Here is a 23700-nt window from a genome sequence, read left to right as displayed (position 1 = left end):
TTACTTTTAACTAGTAGCTTTCGATCTAAACAGCGAACGCAGTAACACGTACATGACTGGAATAAAGAAAAGAACCAGTACTGTACCAAACATAACGCCACCTAAAATACTAATACCGATTTCTTGACGACTTACAGCTCCTGCACCTTGCGCAAAGACAAGAGGAATCACACCTGCACCAAAAGCCAAAGATGTCATTAAAATCGGTCTTAAACGTAAGCTCGCGCCTTCTAAAGCTGCTTCAATTGCACTCTTACCTTTTTCTTGCGCCAAGGCAGCAAACTCAACAATTAAAATTGCATTTTTACAAGACAATCCAATTGTAGTTAATAGCGCAATTTGGAAATACACATCATTTGGTAGACCAAAAATATAAGAGAAAATGACACTTCCTCCCACACCAAGCGGAATAGAGGTCATTACCGCAGCGGGAATGCTTAGACTTTCATAGAGTGCAGCTAAACATAAGAAGATAAAGCCTGCCGAGATTAAATATAACCAGACAGCCTGATTTGTCGACTTCTGCTCTTCAAAAGATAAACCTGTCCATGCCAAGCCAACATCCTTTTGCTGATTTACAAGTTGTTCAACATCTTTCATTGCCTGACCCGAACTGCTACCACTCGCAACATCAGCTTGAAGTTGTAATGCACTATAACCCATATAGCGTTTTACAATTTCAGGAGCACCACCCCAACTGAAGTTAGCAAATGAGCTAAAAGGCACCATCTCATTTTGATTATTACGTACAGACCAATTATATAAATCTTCCGGTTTCGATCTGAACTCGGCATCACCTTGGATCATAACGCGCTTGATACGACCACGGTCAATAAAGTCATTCACATACGTTCCACCCCATGCACTCGACAAGGTGTTGTTAATCGCGGGGAGCTCTAATCCATTTGCCAATGCTTGTTTCTGGTCAATTTTGATATTGAGGTTTGCTTTACTGTTAGTAGATTGCTTATCAAAGTTTTCAAAACTTGTATAGCTTTTACTCTGCGTTTGCAACTGACGGAAGGTGTTATCCAGAAAATCTTGACCTTGACCATTTAAATCCTGAATCCATAAATCCAACCCATCAGTTTGGCCCAAACCATTGACCGAAGCAGGTAATGTCACATTAATTTGCGCATTATTAAATTGACTAAAATATTTCATCGCACGCTTTTGAATAGCGTCAGCTGAATTTTCCTTACCAGTACGCACATCCCAAGGTTTTAAGGCAATAAATCCCTGTGCCAAGTTCTGGCCTGTACCAGAATAATTTCGTCCATAGCGGATTAAAACCAGATCCACATTCTTATCTTCTTGAGTTAAGAAATATTGGCGGACTTGTTCTCCAATTTTTTGACTTTGCGAGATTGGCGCACTATCAACAAGCTTAATTTGAACGCTTAAAATGCCTTGGTCTTCTTTAGGAATAAATCCACTTTTTAAACCGTTATAGAACAGTGCAAAAACAGCAATCAAAGCCACAAAAATCACGATAACCGATTTACTGTAACGAATGCTTGTCTGGACGATCTTGATATATTGATTTTTAAGTTGATCAATTTTTTTGTTAAACCAAACCGCCCAACGCTTAGACTCTGGATTAGGCTTTAAAATTAAGGCACATAAAGCAGGCGTTAACACTAATGCCACGACGAGTGATAACGCCATAGCGGCAACTAAAGTAATAGAAAACTGACGGTAAATCACGCCAATTGAGCCACCTAAAAACGACATTGGAATAAAAACAGCAGTTAAAACCAATGTAATTCCGATTAAGGCACTACTAATTTCTCCCATTGACTCAATGGCTGCTTCTTTTGGTGTTAAATGCTGTTCATGCATGAGCCGCTCAACATTCTCAACCACCACAATCGCATCATCTACTAGCAAACCAATCGCGAGCACTAATGCAAACAGCGTTAAGGTGTTAATACTAAAACCGAGCACATATAAAACAGCAAAAGTTCCCAAAATAACAACTGGAACGGTAATACTCGGAATAAGTGTAGCGCGCCAGCTTTGCAAGAATAAGAACATCACCAAAATAACTAAAATAATCGCTTCAATAAGCGTCTTTACAACTTCTTTAATTGACTCTTGGACAAATGGCGTATTATCTCGTGGATAAACAATTTTATAGCCAGCAGGTAGCTTAGTTGTAAGCTGATCTAGAGTTTGATGGATGAGTTTCGAGGTCTGAATCGCATTCGCCCCCGAAGATAACGAAATACCTAAACCAGCGGCTGGATAACCATTAATAGTGTTAAAAGACTGATAATTTTCTGCCCCCAACTCGACTCTAGCAATATCTTTTAAGTAGACATAGCTCGCTGTTTGATTTGCTTTCACTACAATATTTTTAAAATCTTCGACTGTTTTTAGTCGAGATCCTGCGGTGACTTTTGTATTTAAATATTGTCCATCAATGACGGGTAAATCACCGATTGCACCTGCAGCAACTTGTGTATTTTGGGCAGTGATTGCATTCGCTACATCACTTGGCATTAAATTATATTGTTTTAATTTCTCTGGATTAAGCCAGATTCGCATTGCATATTGCGAACCGAAAACATCTGACTCACCCACCCCTTCAATACGGTTCAGGTCATCTACCACATGCGTACTCAAATAGTCCGATAGCTCAATATTGCCCGATTTACTAGTTGAGTCATATAAACCTACCACCATAAAAGTATCGCCGAGCGACTTACTCACAGTCACCCCTTGGCGTTGTACCTCATCGGGTAAACGTCTTATGACGCCACTAATACTATTTTGTACTTGGACCTGTGCTGTATCTGGATTTGTTCCATTCTCAAAACTAATGGTAATTCGGCTACGTCCTGATGAATCACTGGTAGAGCTGAAATAAAGTAAATTATCAATACCTTGTATTTGCTGTTCTAATATCTGAGTAACACTTTGCTCAACCGTTTGTGCATCTGCACCACTATAACTTGCCGATACTGTAATTTTAGGAGGGGCAATATCAGGATAGCGCTCTACGGGTAAATTCAGCACCGAGAAAATACCAAATGCCATAACAATAATTGCTAGTACACTGGCAAAAATGGGGCGCTGAATAAAAAATTTAGATAGCATGGCTGCTCAGAATTAGGTCGTCAATTAACAGGTGGCAATACCAAATTTGGCCTCTTGATCATCAACGAGTGATATAAAAAAGACAAGTAGAATTAACACAATAAATGCAATTAGAACAAAAACAAAGCAAGAACTCGCATTTCCTACAAACCCATAAACAAGGTTTTAACAAGTGTCACTGAAAATTCATGAATTCTTCATGATCACGTCAATTTCAAGCATCAGACTAAATACGTTTCAACTAAAACAATATGAGTAGAATTATGTTTAAAAAAGCACTTTTATGCTTAAGTTTAATTAGTTTGGTTGGTTGTAATGACGATGATAAAACTGAAAACTCACCAACCACACCAGAATATCAACTTCCTAAAATTTTAGTGGTAGGACACCGTGGCGCAAGCGCTTTACGTCCAGAACACACGTTAGCTTCATACCAGAAAGCCATTGATGATGGTGCAGATTTCATTGAACCTGATCTAGTTTCTACAAAAGATGGCGTATTGGTTACTCGCCATGAAAATGAGATTGGTGGAACAACCAATGTAAGCACTTTAAGCCAGTTTGCAGATCGTAAAACAACAAAAAATATTGATGGTAAAGACTTAACAGGCTGGTTTACAGAAGACTTCACTTTAAGTGAATTACAGCAGCTTAAAGCACGTGAACGTATTCCAGAGTTCCGCCCAGCAAACACCACCTATAATGACCTTTACCCTGTTCCGACGCTAGAACAAGTGATTGAGCTGGCTGAAGCAAATTATAAGAAAACAGGAAAAATTATTGGTTTATATATTGAGACTAAACATCCGACTTACTTTAAAAATCGTAATCTTGCAATGGAAGATACTCTTCTTAAAACCTTAGCCAAATACGAATATACACGTGATATTGCACCTGTCTATTTACAGTCGTTTGAAGTTCAAAACCTAATAGATTTAAAAAATGAGCTTGACCTTCATAAAACTATTAAACACGCACAAATCATTCAATTATATGATGCTAAAATCGCTCAACCAGCCGACTTCGTTGAATCGGGAGAAACTAAAACTTATGCTGATTTAGCCACAGCACAAGGCTTAAAAGATGTCGCTAAATATGCAAATGGTGTAGGACCAAGTAAAGGCTATATTCTTAACTTTAATGACAATGGTTCAGTCCAAACGACTTCGTTTATTTCTGATGCTCATGCAGCTGGGTTAAAAGTACACCCTTATACTTTCCGTCCAGAAAACAACTTTTTACCAACGCCTTTAAAATGTAGTCAAGATAAACCTGCGGAGCGCTGTCCATCTGGTGCTTTAAAAGAGTTTGAAGCCTATTTCAAAGCGGGTGTTGATGGTGTCTTTACAGATGACCCAGCACTTGGCCGTGAAGCGGTCATCAATTTTGAAAAAGCTGCAAAATAAATAAAGTTATGAAGAAAAACAGGGCAATAAATGCCCTGTTTTTTTTATTTCCCTACAACATTGTCAAAATAAAGTGGGATCCACTGATATTGCTCAGCATTTACTTTATAAACATGACCAATGCCTGGGAATGGTAAATGTGGTGCTGCAACCCATTGTTGCTTATTTGAAATTTCTGCAAACATTTTGAGACGAGTATTAATTGCCTGCTCAGAATTCACATCAAAATCTACCCCAGTTTTTGGAGCATCAAATTGCAATGAATGTGAGTGGACAATGTCTCCAACAAAAATGATTTGCTGATCATTACTTTTTAAGCGGAAGCTATGATGGCCTGGTGTATGACCGCGCGTATCGATCACTTCAAAACCTTGAATGACATCGCCGTCTTTAAATGTCTTGAATGCTTTTTTCGCTTGATATGGAGCAAGAGCAGTTTTTACGTTTTTAACAGTACCCAAATAACTTTCTTTTTTGTCTGCTGGCACTGTTTTTTCAGACGCTGGATTTAACCAGTAATTAGCTTCACGCTCATGTGCATATACAGTTGCATTTGGAAATACGGCTTTTCCATTTTGAGCAATACCGCACACATGGTCTGGGTGTAGATGAGTAAGTAAGACAGTTTTTACATCAGCAAGCTTATAACCTGCCAATTCAATATTTTTTGCAATGGAACCAAGTTGCGGGCCAAAACAACTTGCTGCGCCACTGTCTACAAGCGTTAAGCTTTTTCCATCATCAACTAAAAATGCATTTACCGAGGTTTGAATCCCTTTTTCATTAACAGCAGCATATTTCGTTAAGATTTTAGTTTTCTGGGCCTGATTTAAGTTTTTGAATAAATCAGGATTTAAATAAATCGTACCATCAAGCAAAGAAGTTACGCGATAGTTTCCAAATTGATGGTGATAATATCCTGGTACTTGCGAGGTTGCTGTTGGCTCAGCATAACTTGCATGGATGCTTCCAATTGCAAGGCCCAACGCTACACATAATTTTTTCATCTTTTCTTCTCTATTGAGTTATAAAGTCGAAATCTTTAAAAAAGATTTAATAATTTTTTAAGACCCAAATTATATAATGCATGAAAAGTGTCAGAAATATAAGTATATGAATAGCTATTCTCCCTATAAGGGTAAAAGCGGTCTTAAGCGCATATTAAATGCAACGGGCTACTCTATTTCAGGATTTAAAGCAGCCTATAAAAATGAGGCAGCTTTTCGCCAAATTGTTTTGATAAATATTATTCTGATTCCAGTTAGTTTTTTTCTTGATGTGAGCCGTAGTGAGCATGTATTACTGATTATTGTATGTCTTTTTGCAATGATCGTTGAGCTATTCAACTCGGCTATTGAGGCAGTGGTTGATCGAGTCTCTCTTGAAAAACATCAGCTTTCTAAAAATGCAAAAGATATGGGAAGCGCCGCCCAGTTTGTTGCACTCTCTATCATTGCTATTACTTGGTTAATTATTTTATTAGGCTAAAAAAAACCATGCCTACAAGTAAATAAGCATGGTTGTAACAAAAGAGGAACTTCTAGCTGCTGTTCCTGTTTTTAATATAAAGAATGGAACTTAATTATTTCTTAAAATTACGTGAAAAATAAAAAATCCCTGCATAAGCAGGGATTTTTTTGGTTAAAGCGTTGATGCGTTATTACATCATGCCGCCCATACCACCCATACCGCCCATATCTGGAACAGCTGGTTTATCTTCAGGAATGTCAGTAATCATACATTCTGTAGTTAACATTAAGCCAGCAACAGAAGCTGCATGCTCAAGTGCAGAACGAGTTACTTTAGCTGGGTCAAGGATACCCATTTCTAACATATCGCCATATTCACCAGTTGCAGCGTTGTAACCAAAGTTACCTTCACCACCTTTAACTGCATTGATCACTACAGATGGCTCATCACCAGCGTTTGCAACGATTTGACGAAGTGGAGCTTCGATCGCACGGCGTAAAATGTTGATACCTGCTGTTTGATCCTCATTAGCGCCTTTTAAGCCATCTAATGCATTAACCGCACGTACTAGAGCAACACCACCACCAGCAACAACACCTTCTTCAACTGCTGCACGAGTTGCATGAAGCGCATCATCTACACGGTCTTTCTTCTCTTTCATTTCAACTTCAGTTGCTGCACCGATTTTAATTACAGCAACACCGCCTGCTAATTTAGCAACGCGTTCTTGTAATTTTTCACGGTCATATTCTGAAGTAGATTCTTCAATTTGAGCACGGATCTGTTGAACACGCTCAGCAATACCAGCAGCGTCACCAGCACCATCAACAATAACAGTGTTTTCTTTAGACACAGTGATCTTGTGCGCAGTACCCAAATCTTGAAGAGTTGCTTGCTCTAAAGACATACCAACTTCTTCAGAAATAACAGTTGCACCAGTCAAGATTGCGATGTCTTGAAGCATTGCTTTACGACGGTCACCGAAACCAGGAGCTTTAACCGCACATACTTTGATAATACCGCGCATGTTGTTTACAACAAGTGTAGCAAGTGCTTCACCTTCAACATCTTCAGCGATGATAAGAAGTGGTTTACCAGTTTTTGCAACTGCTTCTAAAACAGAAATCAATTCACGGATGTTGCTGATTTTTTTGTCAACAAGAAGAATGAAAGGGTTTTCAAGTTCAGCAGTTAAAGTATCTTGTTTGTTTGCGAAGTATGGAGAGATATAACCGCGGTCAAACTGCATACCTTCTACAACGTCTAACGCGTCTTCAAAGCCAGAACCTTCTTCTACAGTAATTACGCCTTCTTTACCTACTTTTTCCATCGCTTGAGCGATAAGTTTACCAACAGTAGTATCAGAGTTAGCAGAGATAGAACCTACTTGCTCGATCGCTTTAAAATCGTCAGCTGGTTTTGCATTTGAACGGATATTTTCAACTACAGTTTTTACTGCGATATCGATACCACGTTTTAAATCCATTGGGTTCATACCTGCAGTTACAGATTTGATCCCTTCATTTAAAATTGCTTGAGCAAGTACAGTTGCAGTTGTCGTACCGTCACCAGCGATGTCATTAGTTTTGCTAGAAACTTCACGAACAAGTTGAGCACCCATGTTTTCAAACTTGTCTTTTAAAGAAATTTCTTTAGCAACAGTTACACCGTCTTTAGTGATGTGCGGAGCACCGAAAGAACGGTCAATCACTACGTTACGACCTTTAGGGCCTAAAGTCACTTTAACCGCATCTGCAAGTACGTTTACGCCTGCAATCATTTTTGAGCGAGCTGAATCACCAAATTTTACGTCTTTAGCTGACATATTAAACTCCGAATCTTTTTAAATACTGAATCTGATAATGAATTGAGTTATGGATTGATTAGCCTTCCAACACAGCTAAAATGTCTGACTCTTTCATGATTAAGAGTTCTTCACCACTTACTTTCACTGTTGTACCTGCATAAGTACCAAACAATACTTTGTCACCAACTTTAACATCCAAAGCACGTACGCCATTCTCAGTGATTTGACCATTACCTACTGCAATTACTTCACCTTGAGATGGTTTTTCAGCAGCAGAACCTGGAAGTAAAATACCGCCAGCAGTTTTGGTTTCTTCTTCTACGCGACGAATTACAACGCGATCATGTAATGGACGAATGTTGCTCATAATTAACTCCATCAGACTAAGTCTTTTTGATTAATCGTTATTGCTTTAATCCAGAGCAATAACAAAATATTTAGATGTCACTTTTGTGGGGATGAAAAAAAAGGCTTCAAGGGGAAATAAGAAAAATTTTTCTATTTTTTGAATATTTTTTACACAATCAAATATTTAAACTCATCTAAACCAAATCAATCAGAAGTGAATTCAGCCAACTGCTTATTAAACCAATAATGATTAATTTTTCCTTCATTTGAAATGACATTAAAACTATTCGGAACATGATAATGCAAACGGCTAGAAGTCGCTGTTCCTGCATGAATATCATAAATAGGATGATCTATCTTTAATTGATAAATTTGTGTCAAATCGTATACAGCAGTTTTATGTAAATGCCCGTGTAACATTCCAAATAGTCCTGTTGTACTCCATTTTTCGAGTGCCATTTTTCCTAATACAGGACAATCTTTAATACCATGCTCATCATCAGGTGGAGTATAAAAAGGCTGATGGAAAACAACTAATTTGATTTTATCCGCTGGCCCTTGCTGTAATCGCTCATAAGTCGTCTGAATTTGTTCAATCGAAATATGTCCACGAGTATGATAACGACGGCGAATACTATTCACCCCAACAATATAAAAATGTTCAGTTTCTAAAGTCGGTTCAAGCTGGCCAAAAAAATATTGGTAGCGAGTAAATGGTGAAAAAAAACGATTCCAGACATGGTACAACGGAATATCGTGGTTACCAGGAACAACAAGATAAGGAATATTAAGGTTATCTAAAAACTGACGGCATTTATAAAACTGTTGATATCGGGCACGTTGAGTAATATCACCACTCACCACAATGACTTCAGGTTTATGTTGAGTGCAAAAAAGTCGGATTGCATCTAAACATGCCTCAACTTCTGTTCCAAAATGCAGATCAGACAGATGTAACAACATTTGGCACCATAATATTTAAAGCATTCTTTTCTACAGAGAAGTTTAAAGGTGTTTTCATCTCTAATATTTCCCCATCTAAAGCCACGGTAAGTTTTGATTTTTTTGCACAATCAACCATCACATGATCTGCACAAAAACTATAAACATCTTGTGCCTCTTCTACTTTGCCTTGTATCCACTGCCATAACATGTTTAATAAACTAAGCCTATCACTTTTCGTAATAACCACTCCTGCAACTCGTCCTTGTGCAGCACAATCGGCAATTCTTAGTTTCATATCACATAACTGCAACTGATTATTACCAAAGAAAATTAAAGGTGTTTTGACCGGATATTTCTTGCCATCAACTGTGACGGAAAGTTTCATGGATTTATTTTCTCTTAATAAGACATCCAAAGCTGAGGTATAAGCATGTAAAGGTAAACGCCCTAAGTATTTATTATAAAGCTCACGTTTTTTTATAAATAATGGATAAAGTCCTAGACTCGCATTATTCAAATAAACATGGTCATTAATTGTCGCAATATGTACAGAGCGTGGTGTACCTGTAGCGATGACTTCAGCAGCTTCTAACAAATCTAAAGGAATACCCAAAACTTTAGCAACATAATTAAAAGTTCCCAAAGGTAATATTCCCATTGGAATATGAGTATGTCTAAGTTTTGATGCTACCGCATTTAAAGTCCCATCCCCACCCGCTGCAACAACAACACCTAAATTTGCATTTTGACTATGCCGATGTATCACTTGATTCATTAAATCCTCAAAAGACACATCTTCGGCTAATTCAAAAACTTGTATTTCGAAACCAAATTCGGTGAACACAGTCATTAACTGTTCATACATATCTTCATGTTTTGACGCATGAAAACCCGACTTTTGGTTATAAATGATAGAGAGAGGTTTTAAAGTCCGCATTTTTATTATCTTAGAGGGATTCGTCCTGAATATTGTATATAAAAACGCCTAATAAAAGTCTCTTTATGCAAATTTTGAATGAAGATCATTTGTTTAATCAATAATAATTCTCAAGAAAAAAATAAGAATCAAGATATTGATTTTTAAAGAAATAAATAATATAAATAACACACATACAACATAAAAATATCGAGAATAAGATATTGCAAAAAACTACAAGCTAATGATTTAAATAAGAAAAAAACAAAAAAGTAAAATATCTATTTCTTAGTCTTTAGTCTTATTTTTTTTGTGATTTTGTGCTTTAATACAGCCACTTTTTTATTTGATCTTTCATTGTACCTCTCAATGAATGACTTGTACGTTGTACATATTTTGAATAGGCCTCACCATGACCACAGTGAACGCACCAGAATTCGTTCGTCATCCTAAGCTTATTGCATGGGTTGAAGAAATTGCAAACTTAACCAAACCAGCAAAAATCGAATGGTGTGACGGAAGCGAAGAAGAATATCAACGTCTAATCGACTTGATGATCGCTAACGGCACCATGCAGCAATTAAACCAAGAAAAACATCCTGGTTCTTATCTTGCAAATTCTGACCCATCTGACGTTGCACGTGTTGAAGACCGTACTTACATCTGCTCTCAAAATAAAGAAGATGCTGGTGCGACAAACAACTGGGAAGATCCAGCTGTTATGCGTGAAAAGTTAAACGGTTTATTTGACGGTTCAATGAAAGGCCGTACGATGTACGTTGTTCCTTTCTCTATGGGCCCACTTGGTAGCCATATTGCTCATATCGGTATCGAATTAACTGACTCTCCTTATGTTGCTGTTAGCATGCGTAAAATGGCACGTATGGGTAAAGCAGTTTATGACGTATTAGGTACAGACGGTGAGTTTGTTCCTTGTGTACATACAGTGGGTGCTCCACTTGCTGAAGGTCAAAAAGACGTTGCTTGGCCATGTAACCCTGAAAAATATATCGTTCATTACCCAGAAACTCGTGAAATCTGGTCTTTCGGTTCTGGTTACGGCGGTAACGCATTACTTGGCAAAAAATGTTTAGCTCTTCGTATCGCTTCTGTCATGGGACGCGAACAAGGTTGGTTAGCTGAACACATGCTTATTCTTGGTGTAACTAACCCTCAAGGTGAAAAACACTACATCGCTGCAGCATTCCCTTCTGCATGTGGTAAAACAAACTTTGCAATGTTAATTCCACCTGCAGGTTATGAAGGTTGGAAAATCGAAACTGTAGGTGACGATATTGCTTGGATCAAACCAGGTGAAGATGGTCGTTTATATGCGATTAATCCTGAAGCTGGTTTCTTTGGTGTAGCTCCTGGTACAAACACCAAGACTAACCCGAACTGTATGGCAACTCTTCATAAAGATGTTATCTATACAAACGTAGCGGTAACTGAAGATGGTCAAGTATGGTGGGAAGGTCTTTCTAAAGAAGTTCCAACAAACTTAACTAACTGGAAAGGCCAACCTCACGTAAATGGTGAAAAAGCAGCGCATCCAAATGCTCGCTTCACTGTTGCAGCTGGTCAATGCCCTTCTATCGATGCTGACTGGGAAAATCCAGCAGGCGTTCCAATTTCTGCATTTATCTTCGGCGGTCGCCGCGCAGATACAGTTCCTTTAGTTTCTGAAGCTTTCGACTGGGTTGATGGTGTATATAAAGCGGCAACTATGGGTTCTGAAACTACTGCTGCTGCTGTTGGTCAACAAGGTATCGTTCGTCGTGACCCATTCGCGATGCTTCCATTTGCTGGCTATAACATGGCTGACTACTTTGATCACTGGTTAAGCCTTGGTCAACAAGTAAGTACAAAAGCTGAAGCAGCTGGTAATAAATTACCAAAAATCTTCAATGTAAACTGGTTCCGTCGTGATGCTGAAGGCAACTTCGTATGGCCTGGTTTCGGTCAAAACATGCGTGTTCTTGAGTGGATCATTGATCGTTGTGAAGGTCGTGCAAACGCTGTTGAAACTCCAATTGGTCTTGTTCCAACATATGACGACTTGAACTGGGAAGGTACTGAATTCTCTAAAGAAGAATTTGATCTAATCACAGCTCAAGATAAAGATCAGTGGATTACTGAAATTGAAAGCCACACTGATTTATTTAATAAACTCGGTGATCGCTTACCGAAAGCATTAAAAGAACGTCAAGCAGCTTTACTTGAAGCTGTAAAAACTGGCTTCTAATTGCTATATATAAAAAAGGTCGCCATGTGCGACTTTTTTTATTATGCGGCATCGTCTTTTTGTCGACGCTCAGATAAATAAGCTTCTAATATTTTTACCTGTTTTTCATCAAATTCTAGACCTAGTTTTGTTCTACGCCACAATATATCCTCAGCAGTAGTCGCCCATTCATATTCACATAAATATTTGACTTCGCATTCAAATAAATCATTTCCAAAATTCTGGCCTAATTGCTCTATTGCATTTTTCTCTCGGAGCATATTCCAGACTCTTGTGCCGTATGCATGCGCCCAACGGTTAGCAAGTGATTCAGACACTCCACTTACACGTGCCTGAATCTGATGCGTTAAATCATCTAGTGTTGTCCAGTTTTCAGCACCAGGTAATGGCTCAACTGCAGTCCACTCTTCTGCCATGTCATTAAAAAACGCAGACAAATGCTCTAAAGCAGCTTCGGCTAATTTTCGGTAAGTTGTGATCTTGCCACCAAACACAGATAACAATGGTGGCTTTCTCTCTTCTGCTTGTAGCGCCAAAGTATAGTCACGTGTGATCACTGAAGGATTATCAGACTCATCATCACATAAAGCACGTACACCCGAGTACTGACTTACAATATCAGCTCGAGTTAACTGCTTTTTAAAATGTGAATTGGTCACTGTTAAGAGGTAATCTATTTCTACCTCTGTGATCTCTACCTTTTGTGGATCACCTGTATATTCCTGATCGGTCGTGCCAATTAGTGTATATTTTTCTAAATATGGAATTGCAAACACAATGCGTCGATCTTCGTTTTGCATAATGAAGGCTTTATGACAGTCATATAATTTTGGCACAACAATATGACTTCCTTGGATCAGCCTAATTCGATATGGCGATTTTAGCTTCAGATTTTCACTAATAATTTCTTCAACCCAAGGGCCTGCTGCATTCACTAAAGCTCTTGCACGTATCTGGTAAAACTCTGCTCCACTTTGTAACTCCAGATGCCACAGCTCTTGTTCCCTATAAGCTTTAATACAATGCGTACGTGTTACGACTTTGGCACCTTTCTCTTTGGCCTGCAATGCATTTAACACCACAAGACGTGCATCATCTACAGTACAGTCAGAATATTCAAAACCACGCGTTATAGCCGGTTTTAAAGGACTATTTTCTTTGAAATAAATAAGATTTGAACCTAATAATTTTTCTCGTTTTCCCAAATGATCATAAAAAAACAAGCCCGCCCGAATTAACCATGCAGGACGTAAATGTGGTCGATGAGGCATAATAAAGCGCATTGGTTTAATAATATGTGGAGCTTTAGCCAACAACACTTCACGCTCTGCTAAAGCTTCTCTAACCAGTCGAAATTCTTTATGCTCTAAATAGCGCAGACCACCATGGATTAATTTGCTGCTAGCAGATGAGGTGTGACTAGCTAAATCATCTTTTTCACATAAAAATACCGATAGTCCACGGCCTGCAGCATCATTAGCAATACCAACACCATTAATACCACCACCAATCACGGCAATGTCATATATTTTTGAATAATCATTAGGCTGTATTTTCATTTCTCATTTTCTTTTTATTGTTGATCTTATAAAAATTAAAACACCAAATTGAAGAAACAACAATCAAAAAAGTAGAATAATCAATTTTAAATAACCAAGTATTTAACCGTTAATTGATTACCCTACTATTGAATTCAACCAATTAAAGAATGAATTAATCCTCAGCCCAACTTTGACTACGCTTAACTGCCTTGAGCCAACCTTTATAAATAATTTCTGATTGTTCAGAAGACATTTTTGGCTCGAATACCTTTTCTATGGCAGATTTATTTCTTAACTCTTGTAGATCTTGCCAGAAACCCGTCGCCAGTCCAGCAAGGAAAGCTGCACCCAAAGCTGTGGTTTCTTTCATTATTGGACGTTCTACTGGTGTTGCTAAAATATCGGCCTGAAATTGCATTAAGAAATTATTTTCCGTCACTCCCCCATCAACACGGAGTGTACGGAGCTTTTCTTCTGCATCTTGCTGCATTGCATCCAAAACATCTCGGGTTTGAAAAGCAATAGACTCTAAAGTTGCACGAATAATATGTTCAATACTGGCTCCACGTGTGAGACCAAAAATTGCTCCTCGCGCATTTGGGTCCCAATACGGTGCACCTAACCCTGTAAAAGCAGGTACAACATATACACCGTTACTGTCTTTCACACGTGTTGCATAAAGCTCAGAGTCTTTAGCATTCTTAATGACTTTTAATTCATCGCGTAACCACTGCACGCAAGAACCACCATTAAACACGGCGCCCTCTAAGGCATAGTTCACCTCACCACTCGCACCACATGCAATAGTAGTTAGTAATCCATGTTCTGACCGGACAATCTTCTTACCTGTGTTCATTAATAGAAAACAGCCTGTGCCGTAGGTATTTTTTGCCTGACCAGACTCAACACACATTTGACCAAACAGTGCGGCTTGTTGATCACCTGCGATTCCTGCAATGGGGATACCAACTTCTTGCCCACTAATGGTATGTGTATATCCATAAACCTCAGATGAGCTACGTACTTCGGGTAACATTGCTCGAGGAATATCTAAAACTTGTAAAAGTTTTTCATCCCATTCTAGCTTTTCGATATCAAACAGCATAGTTCGTGAAGCATTGGTAAAATCAGTGACATGGACTGTACCATTGGTTAGTTTCCAGATTAACCAAGTATCCACCGTACCGAACAACAACTCTCCTCGCTCAGCACGTTCACGGCTTCCTTCAACATGGTCTAAAATCCATTTAATTTTTGTGGCCGAAAAATACGGATCAATCACCAAACCCGTTGTTTTACGTATGTATTCTTGCCATCCTGCTTTATGCAATTGATTGCATATCTCAGTCGTTTGTCGACTTTGCCAAACAATCGCATTGTAAATAGGCTTGCCTGTTTTTTTATCCCAAACAATTGTGGTTTCACGCTGATTTGTAATCCCAATTGCTGCAACTTGCTCACTCTTAATGCCTGCTTGAGCTAGAGCCTCTACCCACACAGCACTTTGCGTAGCCCAAATTTCCATAGGGTCATGCTCGACCCAGCCAGGCTGCGGATAAATCTGGGTAAATTCTTTTTGAGCAATACTTATAACGTTAGCATCATGGTCTAAAACAATTGCTCTTGAACTCGTTGTTCCCTGATCAAAAGCAATAATATATTTTTTCAGGCAATTTGACATCTGAATGTCCCTTTCATTATCCACACACATCTAGTCCACAATGCCAAGACATCATGCCTAACTGTATTTATTTAAAATTTTCTTTGGAATATATCATTATTTTTAAAGCATATAGGTTTTCTTCGCCCAAACTCTACTCATTCTTTATTAGTTTTTACTATTTGGAAAAAAATAATAGGCTAAATAACCGAATAAGATCATAAAAATGGACTAATCGGCTAATTTGAAATCATATAAATATTCAACTTATTCCTTTGCTTAAATAATAAACATTGTTTTACAGACATAAAAAAAATAAAGTGAAATACTCCTCTAGAAAATATGTAAAAACGGAATAAATCTTCTCTTTTTTAGCATTCAACCCAAGCGAAACATGGAGCGACTCATGGTTGATCAACCTTCTACCGCAACAACTCCACATTCTAATTTAGATACAAAAACTCGTCTAAAATCCATTTTGGGCGGTTCTGCCGGTAACCTTGTTGAATGGTATGACTGGTATGTATATGCAGCATTTACGCTCTATTTTGCTCATGCTTTTTTCCCGAAAGGTAGCCAGACAGCTCAGCTCCTTCAAGCGGCCGCAATTTTTGCTGTAGGCTTTTTAATGCGCCCAATCGGTGCATGGATTATGGGAATCTATTCCGACCGTAAAGGTCGTAAAGCGGGTCTGACCCTTTCCGTCACTTTAATGTGTATAGGTTCGCTGCTTATTGCCGTGACACCAAGTTATGAAAGTATTGGTGTATTTGCCCCTCTTCTTTTAGTTGTCGCTCGTTTAATTCAAGGTTTAAGTGTAGGCGGTGAATATGGTGCTAGTGCTACCTATTTAAGTGAAATGGCTGAGAGAAATCGACGTGGTTTTTTCTCTAGTTTCCAATATGTCACCTTGATTGCTGGGCAACTCACAGCACTATGTGTTCTATTAATATTACAAATGGTATTAACTGAAGAACAACTACATGATTGGGGATGGCGTATCCCATTCTTTATCGGGGCTTTACTTGCGATTGTAGTTTTCCGTATTCGACGTGGCCTACTAGAAACTCAATCTTTTAAAAATGCTCAGGCAGAGACAGACCAGCCAAAATCAGGCATGTTTGCTTTATTTAAACATTACCCTAAAGAAGCTTTCACAGTATTATTTTTAACAGCTGGCGGGACTTTAGCTTTTTATACTTACACGACCTATCTGCAAAAATATTTAGTCAATACTTCTGGATTTACCAAACCTGAAGCCACTCAAATTACAACTTTAGCGCTATTTATTTTTATGTGTCTACAGCCTGTAGCAGGTGCTTTATCAGATCGCATTGGTCGAAAACCCCTTATGATTTTCTTCGGAATAACAGGTGTTTTATTCACATACGTTCTATTTGATGCACTCGCAAATACACATAACTATTGGACAGCTTTCTGGTTATGTTTTGGAGGTCTCGTAATGGTGACTGGCTACACTTCAATTAATGCTGTAGTGAAAGCAGAACTTTTCCCTGCGCACATTCGTGCTTTAGGAGTTGCATTACCTTACGCGATTGCCAATACATTATTTGGCGGAACAGCAGAGTTCTTTGCTTTAAGTTTTAAAGAGGCTGGGCATGAATCTTGGTACTTTATTTATGTAAGTATCATGATCTTCATTTCTCTCATTATTTATATTTTTATGAAAGACACCAAGCACCATTCAAAAATCAAAGAACATTAATACGTTACCAATAAGGGCTAATATCGTTCGCCGATGTTAGCTCAAATCATGAGATTAAGCCCCAACAACCTTTGTATTTTATGAGATACTAGCTATAAGAAAATAAGGACGATACTGATGAATAGAAGTATTTTATGCTTGGCATTAAGTAGTATGTTTGTTTTAACTGCTTGTCAGACTACCCCTCGACAATATAATGGTTCAACTGGATATCAGATTGAAAACCAAACAAAAACTTCAGCGACTTTAGCTTACACTTTAGCGGGTCGTAGTAACCAGCAACTCGATGAACGTAAATTACAACGAGCTTGTCAGAATGTACTAGGTGCTCAGAAAGTTTATAAATTATCAATTTTGAGTATCAACGAAATTCCTAATCCAGCGAAAGATGAGCATTATGGAATTAAACTCGGCGAAACTCGTGCTTCTTTTGGTTTATCAAACACACCTAGCTTAAATAATGGTGAGGACTATGCAACTCGCCAAGCGCTTGAAGCACGTCCAAGCACATTAAAAGTTGTTCGTTATACTTGTTCATAAAATAAAAAAAGACGCTGTTCTTTTACAGCGTCTTATAAAAACTTACATTTCTAAACTCTTTAGCTTCATCCAGATCAGGCCATGTAGAAGCACTTCTTTCATCAATCTTTTGATATTTGGGATGACTAAAGTTCTTAACACGGCTATCAGCCACCCAGACTTCTGGCGCAAATTTTAAAAATTCATCTAAGAAAAAGCGGTTACATTGATCGTATAAAACATCAGCTGCCAATAAAATATCAACATGCTCGGCCTTATATAAATCATCTAAATATTCTAGCTCAACATTATTAAGTAAAGCGTTTTCACGGCAAGCAGCAAGACTAACTTGATCAATATCACAACAAATTACTCTTTTAGCACCAGCCATTTTAGCTGCAATTGCGACTACACCAGAACCAGCTCCGAAATCCAAAACAACTTTATCTTTAACATGTTGTGGCTCTGCAAGTAACCACTGTGCCATTGCTAAACCAGATGCCCAACAAAAAATCCAATACGGCGTATCATTCCAAATACGGCGAATAACTTCATCATCCAATCGATCAGTTGGAAAAACTGGTGGAATCAACCATAAAGAAATAGGCGTTTCAGGCAACTGTTGTACCATCAACTCACAATTGGGAATAACTTCATTTAGTGCTTGCAGTAAATGTTCAGGGGCTTTAGACAGTTGAAAGGTGCAGCTCATAAATAAGCTCAACAATTTATAATTACTATTTGATCATCTACATCGCGAGCAAGACTAAAACAGCGGCTTATAACATGATAGCGTTTAGTTACTAAAAAATACGTTAGTTCAATTCCAATGTATTAATTACAGCAACCGTTTTGGTCTTGCGTAGCTTCGCTACTCATCCCGAAAGAAAAGTAACATACGAGCTCCTAACATTTGCGTTAAACGGTAGGACGCCGTCGTGAATAAATTAAATTAACCTAAAGCTTTTTCAGCAGCTTCTACAGTTTGACGGATCAAAGTTGTAATGGTCATTGGACCAACACCACCTGGTACTGGTGTGTAAGCAGAAGCAATTTCTTCAATACCTTGTAGTTGAATATCGCCTACGCCACCGCCATCACGAGGATGGAAACCAGCATCTACAACTACTGCACCTTGTTTAATCCAATCTTTTTGGATAAGTTCAGCTTTACCAACTGCACCCACAATAATGTCAGCCTGCTTCACAAGCTCAGGTAAGTTTTGTGTGCGTGAATGGCAAATCGTTACTGTTGCATTCGCTTGCAAAAGCATCATTGCCATTGGTTTACCTAAAATTGCAGAACGACCAACTACAACCGCATGTTTACCAGCAATTTCGATATTATTTTCTTTTAAAATGGTCATGATGCCCGCAGGAGTTGCTGAACCATATGCAGCTTCACCCATAGCCATACGGCCAAAACCAAGACAGGTTACACCATCAACATCTTTAGCTAATGAGATTGCATCAAAACATGTGCGCTCATCAATTTGCTCTGGAACTGGATGTTGTAAAAGAATGCCATGTACATCTGGGTTAGCATTAAGTTTTTCAATTTCAGCTAATAATTGTTCTGTTGTCGTTTCTTGTGGCAATTCAATTTTTAAAGAGTCCATGCCTACTCGACGGCAAGCATTTCCTTTCATGCGTACATAAGTTGCAGATGCGCCATCATCCCCAACTAAAATAGTCGCCAAAATTGGGGTACGACCTGTTTTAGCTTTTAAAGCTTCAACACGTACTGACAAATTTTCTTCAATTTGCTTTGCTAATGCGCGACCGTCTAAAACCAATGCCACAGCACATCTCCAAGGTAGACATGAATTTAATGTGCCAATAATACATGATTATTTGGACAAATTTATTCTAGATGTTGCTTTTATGTTCATCTTATCTCAAAACAGTATTGTTTTTTTTGTAAAGGTTGCTAATATGTGCATCACCAAATGTAGGCGGGGTGGCAGAGTGGTCATGCAGCGGACTGCAACTCCGTGGACGCCGGTTCGATTCCGACCTCCGCCTCCAAATTTGGTAAAGCCCGGGTGGTGAAATAGGTAGACACAGGGGATTTAAAATCCCCCGCCCACAAAGCGTGCCGGTTCGAGTCCGGCCCCGGGCACCATTTTCTAGTACAGAAATTGGTGTCATAAAGAATCCAGCGAAAGCTGGTTTTTTTATGTCTAAAAAAAGGATGCTTATTAGCATCCTTTCTCGCTCCATATATTTAAGCAGTTTTTTGCTTGTCTTTTTCAGGTGTTAAACTCGCATCCAACACCAATTGATAGCTTCGGCTAGAATCTACTTTATATTCTGGATTTTTAATTGAATCTACAAAAATCCAATCCGACTGCGCCTGCTTATCATCAAGTGTAACCATCAAATAACCCCGCTGATTTAAATTACAATATGCCAATTCATCGATAAGCGTAGTAAAGGCAAATTCAAACTGTTGTAGCTGAGCTAGTGGAATACTTAAATATTTTTCAAGACCCGGAGAAGAAACCGAACTTGTCGCCAGTTCAACACCAACATATTCGCCCTTTTGGCTATATAAGTAAGATGTCCACGCATTATGAGTATCACCCGCCAAAACAATAATTTTCTTATTAAACTCTGCCAATTTAGCGTACAAAAACTCTCGTTCAGCATGATAACCATCCCAAGCATCGAGGTTATAGGGAACTAATGTTGTGACTCGCGCTTTTTCTTGAACGGTTAAAGTTGGATCACCTTGCTCTAATCGTAATTTTAATGTGACTAATTCTGTAATTTGCGCATTCATTTTAGCTAACGTATCCGGCGAAGTTCCGCCTGAAGTAATTTGCCCTAACGATGCCAACAACTCAGCTGGAATCCACATTTTACTCATTAAGACTTGCTGCCCAATCACATTCCATGTTGCAGTTGAACTTTGTAAGACACCTACTATATTTTTCTCTTTACTACCCAATAACCACTCACGCTGAGTTTGCCCCATTAAGGTCCGCATTGGATTAGTTAAATCCGCTTGGAATTTTTCAATATCTAAGCCATTCGCTGTTATATATTTGCCATAATCCAACTGCTTGTCACGGGCAATAATACGAGTATCTAACATTATTAAATTAACAAGCCCCCCAAAATCAAACTGGCGATAAATCTTGGTATGCTGATCATCGACAGGGCGAATCGGCATCCATTCAAAATAAGCTTGTAGAGCAGCTAATTTACGCTCCAAGAAAGGACCCTCATTACTTTGATGATTCTCTGCACCTTCGCGCCAAGTATCATTCGCTAACTCATGGTCATCCCAAATTACAATAAAAGGATGACGCTGATGAACCGCCTGCAAGTCCTTATCCTGGCGATAGAGCGCATAACGTTTGCGATAATCATCTAATTTAATAATTTCTTTATTATTATCGGACGGTAAAGTACGGCCCAGCTTTGCAGCATCTTCTGTCGCATAGCCATCAGCCCCATATTCATAAATATAATCACCCAAATGAATGACTACATCCACATTCTGTTTTGCCATTTCACGATAAACGTAAAAGTAACCCGCAGGATAGTTAGAGCAAGAACATACTGCAAAACTAACTTTATTAGTGCTTATAGGTAGCGTTTTAGTTTGCCCCACAGAGGAAATTTTATTACCAAAACGGAAACGATAATAATAAATGGTACCCGCTTCCAATCCTGTTGCATCTACTTTCACAGTGAAATCATCAGTCTTGGTCGTTTCAACCGTACCAGTCTTTAAATTCTGTTTAAACTGATCATCCGCAGCAATTTCCCAAGTAACTTTAAGACGCGCATTAATATCTACTGGTGTTAATCGTGTCCACAAAATTACTCTATCTTGCAAAGGGTCACCGCTGGCAACTCCATGTAAAAAATCTGCTTGTGTTTCTGAATTCTCCTCATCAGAACCATCATTACATCCTGTAAAAGCTACAGGCAAAGATAGCGCCCCAAAACCGAACAGACTTTTTTGAATTAATTCTCGGCGTGAAATTTTCTCTGACATAAAATTACCTAAGTTTTAAGCAATGAGTGTCTTAAATTTAGGTAGATAAGATGAACAACTGATCTCAGTTTAATGAACAAATCATGACATAAATTGGTTAATTTATATAAATACCAACAAGAACTGATTGAAAATAAAGCAAACTCTCTGGTTTTCTCTTGCCAATCGCGCACTTGTCCTCTATTATTGCGCACATGCCCGGGTGGTGAAATAGGTAGACACAGGGGATTTAAAATCCCCCGCCCACAAAGCGTGCCGGTTCGAGTCCGGCCCCGGGCACCATTTTCAAATATTGAATTTGGTGCTTCAAAGAATCCAGCGTATGCTGGTTTTTTTATGCCTAATCAAAATGAATTTTATGATAAGAATATTATTACTCATTTGCACTACCCTTTTTATAACAAGGGTTTACGCCACAGATCTTTTTTCTGGCACCATTTCTTTCAAAGACAACCATTGGTATTTTTCACGTTGCTCTATTACTAAAGATGATTATTTAGTTAAAGCACCCGAACAGATAGTAGATAAATTTAAAACACTGGAACAAAAACGAGAAACTTATTGGGTCAGTTTTTTAGCGGACGCAGATTATCAAGAGAATGGTGTTTTAATTTTAAAAGTTAAAGAAATAGACGAAATACATTTAAAGGCATCTTGCCACTTGTTAGATGTATTTAAAGATATTGAAAATCGAGAGTAATCACCACTCTCGATTCATCACCAGCTCTTCCATTTCAAGGTCTAAATATCCTGCATCCTGTGCCACCATCATCATTGCTTCAGCAATATAGTCAGCTGCACTATCATCCAAGGAAGAATCTAGATCTTCGAACTGAGGTTTCATTTCATTGATTTCAATTACAGTTTGATGAGCATATCGATAGATATCCTGCTCAGCTAAAGCAGGCTTCTGAACTTTTTTAGCAAATTGTTCAATGAGCCGCTTGAGTTCAGCGACCAAAATATCTGGATAATATTCATCATCAAACATCGGGAGAAGTAAGTCTTCGAACATACAAAAGTTTACACAACAGCAAAAACTTGCCGCTTATAACATATTTTCAAAAGAATAACGATATTTTTCCCTGACTCAATCATCTAGCTCATTAATTTAATGAGCCACGACCTGATTTTATAAAGCCTACTTTGTTAAGCTTGTATCATCGCCTTCCAAACTAGAATTGCATCAGTCATTGCTTTCACGTCATGTGCTCTAACAATCGATGCTCCTTGCTGAATACTAAGCAAATGCCCTGCAACGCTTCCTATTGCTCGCTGATCTGCAGTTACACCTTTTAATGCTTCACCAATAAAACGTTTGCGAGAAAGGCCAGATAAAATCGGATAACCCATTTCACCAAGCTTCCAAAATTCTTTGAGTAGTCTTAAATTTTGCTGCGCATTTTTTGCAAAACCAAATCCAGGATCAATAATAATATTATGTTTTTTCACCCCCGCATTTAAAGCTTCATTCACGCGCTGCTGGAGCTCCGTTATAACATCTAAGGTTACGTCCGTATATTGGTCTAACTGATTCATTGTAGTCGGCTCACCACGCATATGCATGATCACTACAGGTATATCCAGATCTGCTGCCGTTTTTAAAGCATTGGGACGAGTAAGCGCACGTACATCATTCCAAATATGTGCTCCCGCTTCTTTCGCTGCACGAATAACATCAGGCTGACTCGTATCAATTGATAGAACAATATTATGTTTAGCTAAAGCTTCAACTACGGGCACAACTCTTCGTATTTCTTCTTCTATGCTTACTTCAGATGCCCCTGGACGGGTAGACTCTCCACCAATATCAATAATACTGGCACCTTGCTCTATCATGGCTAGCGCATGAGCAATCGCTTGATCTATTTGATTATGCTTTCCACCATCACTAAAAGAATCTGGTGTGACATTTAATATACCCATAACGTGAGGCTGTGATAGATCTAACTGAAGCTGTCCACACTGTAAAATTTGTTGAGGCAAAGGCATTAGTTGCATAAA

General features: G+C 38.5%; 19 protein-coding genes and 3 tRNA genes. 9 read left to right on the top strand and 13 right to left on the bottom strand.

Annotation, left to right across the window (positions count from 1 at the left end; genetic code table 11):
* Positions 1–6: 6 nt before the first annotated feature.
* Positions 7–3102: a multidrug efflux RND transporter permease subunit gene (locus HJG58_RS13300; RefSeq protein WP_170249254.1), complete on the bottom strand. Its 3096-nt coding sequence runs from the start codon at positions 3100–3102 to the stop codon at positions 7–9.
* Between the two features lie 263 nt (positions 3103–3365).
* On the opposite strand from HJG58_RS13300, the gene HJG58_RS13295 reads away from it, so the two are divergent.
* Positions 3366–4508, top strand: coding sequence for a glycerophosphodiester phosphodiesterase (locus HJG58_RS13295; RefSeq protein ID WP_170249251.1), 1143 nt, complete (start codon positions 3366–3368; stop codon positions 4506–4508).
* A 44-nt stretch (positions 4509–4552) separates the two neighbouring features.
* Here HJG58_RS13295 and HJG58_RS13290 read toward each other — a convergent pair whose 3' ends face one another.
* Positions 4553–5515: an MBL fold metallo-hydrolase gene (locus HJG58_RS13290; RefSeq protein ID WP_170249249.1), complete on the bottom strand. Its 963-nt coding sequence runs from the start codon at positions 5513–5515 to the stop codon at positions 4553–4555.
* Positions 5516–5621: 106 nt separating this feature from the next.
* Between HJG58_RS13290 and HJG58_RS13285 the strand changes: the two genes are divergently transcribed.
* Positions 5622–5996 (top strand): diacylglycerol kinase, encoded by a 375-nt coding sequence (locus HJG58_RS13285; protein WP_002118962.1) that lies wholly within the window; start codon positions 5622–5624, stop codon positions 5994–5996.
* Positions 5997–6168: 172 nt separating this feature from the next.
* Here HJG58_RS13285 and groL read toward each other — a convergent pair whose 3' ends face one another.
* From groL to HJG58_RS13265, 4 genes are all read right to left on the bottom strand, one after another.
* Positions 6169–7803, bottom strand: a complete 1635-nt coding sequence (groL, locus tag HJG58_RS13280; protein ID WP_002120607.1) for a chaperonin GroEL — start codon at positions 7801–7803, stop codon at positions 6169–6171.
* A 58-nt stretch (positions 7804–7861) separates the two neighbouring features.
* Positions 7862–8152, bottom strand: a complete 291-nt coding sequence (locus tag HJG58_RS13275; protein ID WP_002120604.1) for a co-chaperone GroES — start codon at positions 8150–8152, stop codon at positions 7862–7864.
* Between the two features lie 185 nt (positions 8153–8337).
* On the bottom strand, positions 8338–9096 hold the full coding sequence (locus HJG58_RS13270; protein WP_170249248.1) for a metallophosphoesterase family protein: 759 nt from the start codon (positions 9094–9096) through the stop codon (positions 8338–8340).
* Positions 9077–10015 carry a diacylglycerol/lipid kinase family protein gene (locus HJG58_RS13265; protein ID WP_170249246.1) on the bottom strand — a complete coding sequence of 313 codons (939 nt, stop codon included), beginning with the start codon at positions 10013–10015 and terminating at the stop codon, positions 9077–9079. Before HJG58_RS13265 ends, HJG58_RS13270 begins: the two co-directional genes overlap by 20 nt.
* 391 nt (positions 10016–10406) lie before the next feature.
* Between HJG58_RS13265 and HJG58_RS13260 the strand changes: the two genes are divergently transcribed.
* Positions 10407–12239, top strand: coding sequence for a phosphoenolpyruvate carboxykinase (GTP) (locus tag HJG58_RS13260; protein ID WP_086264434.1), 1833 nt, complete (start codon positions 10407–10409; stop codon positions 12237–12239).
* A gap of 41 nt (positions 12240–12280) precedes the next feature.
* Here the strand turns inward: HJG58_RS13260 and glpD are convergent, their stop codons facing one another.
* A complete protein-coding gene (glpD, locus tag HJG58_RS13255; RefSeq protein ID WP_170249244.1) occupies positions 12281–13798 on the bottom strand; it encodes a glycerol-3-phosphate dehydrogenase in 1518 nt (505 codons plus the stop codon).
* A 154-nt stretch (positions 13799–13952) separates the two neighbouring features.
* Entirely contained in the window at positions 13953–15461 is a 1509-nt protein-coding gene (gene glpK, locus HJG58_RS13250; RefSeq protein ID WP_170249242.1) for a glycerol kinase GlpK, read from the bottom strand.
* A gap of 373 nt (positions 15462–15834) precedes the next feature.
* Here glpK and HJG58_RS13245 point away from each other — a divergent pair, with 373 nt between their 5' ends.
* Positions 15835–17166: an MFS transporter gene (locus tag HJG58_RS13245; protein ID WP_005803945.1), complete on the top strand. Its 1332-nt coding sequence runs from the start codon at positions 15835–15837 to the stop codon at positions 17164–17166.
* A gap of 117 nt (positions 17167–17283) precedes the next feature.
* Positions 17284–17706, top strand: coding sequence for a hypothetical protein (locus tag HJG58_RS13240; RefSeq protein ID WP_086264431.1), 423 nt, complete (start codon positions 17284–17286; stop codon positions 17704–17706).
* A gap of 22 nt (positions 17707–17728) precedes the next feature.
* Here HJG58_RS13240 and HJG58_RS13235 read toward each other — a convergent pair whose 3' ends face one another.
* Together HJG58_RS13235 and folD are read right to left on the bottom strand one after the other, a co-directional pair.
* Positions 17729–18397 (bottom strand): class I SAM-dependent methyltransferase, encoded by a 669-nt coding sequence (locus HJG58_RS13235; protein WP_170249241.1) that lies wholly within the window; start codon positions 18395–18397, stop codon positions 17729–17731.
* A 240-nt stretch (positions 18398–18637) separates the two neighbouring features.
* Positions 18638–19486, bottom strand: a complete 849-nt coding sequence (gene folD, locus HJG58_RS13230) for a bifunctional methylenetetrahydrofolate dehydrogenase/methenyltetrahydrofolate cyclohydrolase FolD (RefSeq protein ID WP_170249240.1) — start codon at positions 19484–19486, stop codon at positions 18638–18640.
* Between the two features lie 152 nt (positions 19487–19638).
* Between folD and HJG58_RS13225 the strand changes: the two genes are divergently transcribed.
* Together HJG58_RS13225 and HJG58_RS13220 are read left to right on the top strand one after the other, a co-directional pair.
* Positions 19639–19712, top strand: a tRNA-Cys gene (locus tag HJG58_RS13225).
* Positions 19713–19723: 11 nt separating this feature from the next.
* Positions 19724–19809 (top strand) — tRNA-Leu (locus HJG58_RS13220).
* Between the two features lie 102 nt (positions 19810–19911).
* Here HJG58_RS13220 and HJG58_RS13215 read toward each other — a convergent pair.
* A complete protein-coding gene (locus tag HJG58_RS13215) occupies positions 19912–21696 on the bottom strand; it encodes an alkaline phosphatase D family protein (RefSeq protein WP_170249239.1) in 1785 nt (594 codons plus the stop codon).
* Between the two features lie 196 nt (positions 21697–21892).
* On the opposite strand from HJG58_RS13215, the gene HJG58_RS13210 reads away from it, so the two are divergent.
* Together HJG58_RS13210 and HJG58_RS13205 are read left to right on the top strand one after the other, a co-directional pair.
* A tRNA-Leu gene (locus HJG58_RS13210) sits at positions 21893–21978 on the top strand.
* A gap of 40 nt (positions 21979–22018) precedes the next feature.
* On the top strand, positions 22019–22396 hold the full coding sequence (locus HJG58_RS13205) for a hypothetical protein (protein ID WP_375143865.1): 378 nt from the start codon (positions 22019–22021) through the stop codon (positions 22394–22396).
* Here the strand turns inward: HJG58_RS13205 and HJG58_RS13200 are convergent, their stop codons facing one another.
* Entirely contained in the window at positions 22397–22711 is a 315-nt protein-coding gene (locus HJG58_RS13200; protein WP_216076572.1) for a DUF5713 family protein, read from the bottom strand.
* Between the two features lie 134 nt (positions 22712–22845).
* Positions 22846–23697: a dihydropteroate synthase gene (gene folP / locus HJG58_RS13195; protein ID WP_216076571.1), complete on the bottom strand. Its 852-nt coding sequence runs from the start codon at positions 23695–23697 to the stop codon at positions 22846–22848.
* Positions 23698–23700 lie beyond the last annotated feature (3 nt).

It is taken from the genome of Acinetobacter geminorum (assembly GCF_013009345.1).
GTDB lineage: Bacteria > Pseudomonadota > Gammaproteobacteria > Pseudomonadales > Moraxellaceae > Acinetobacter > Acinetobacter geminorum.
The sequence above is the reverse complement of the archived record's forward strand: the minus strand, read 5'-3'. Positions and strand labels throughout refer to the sequence as shown.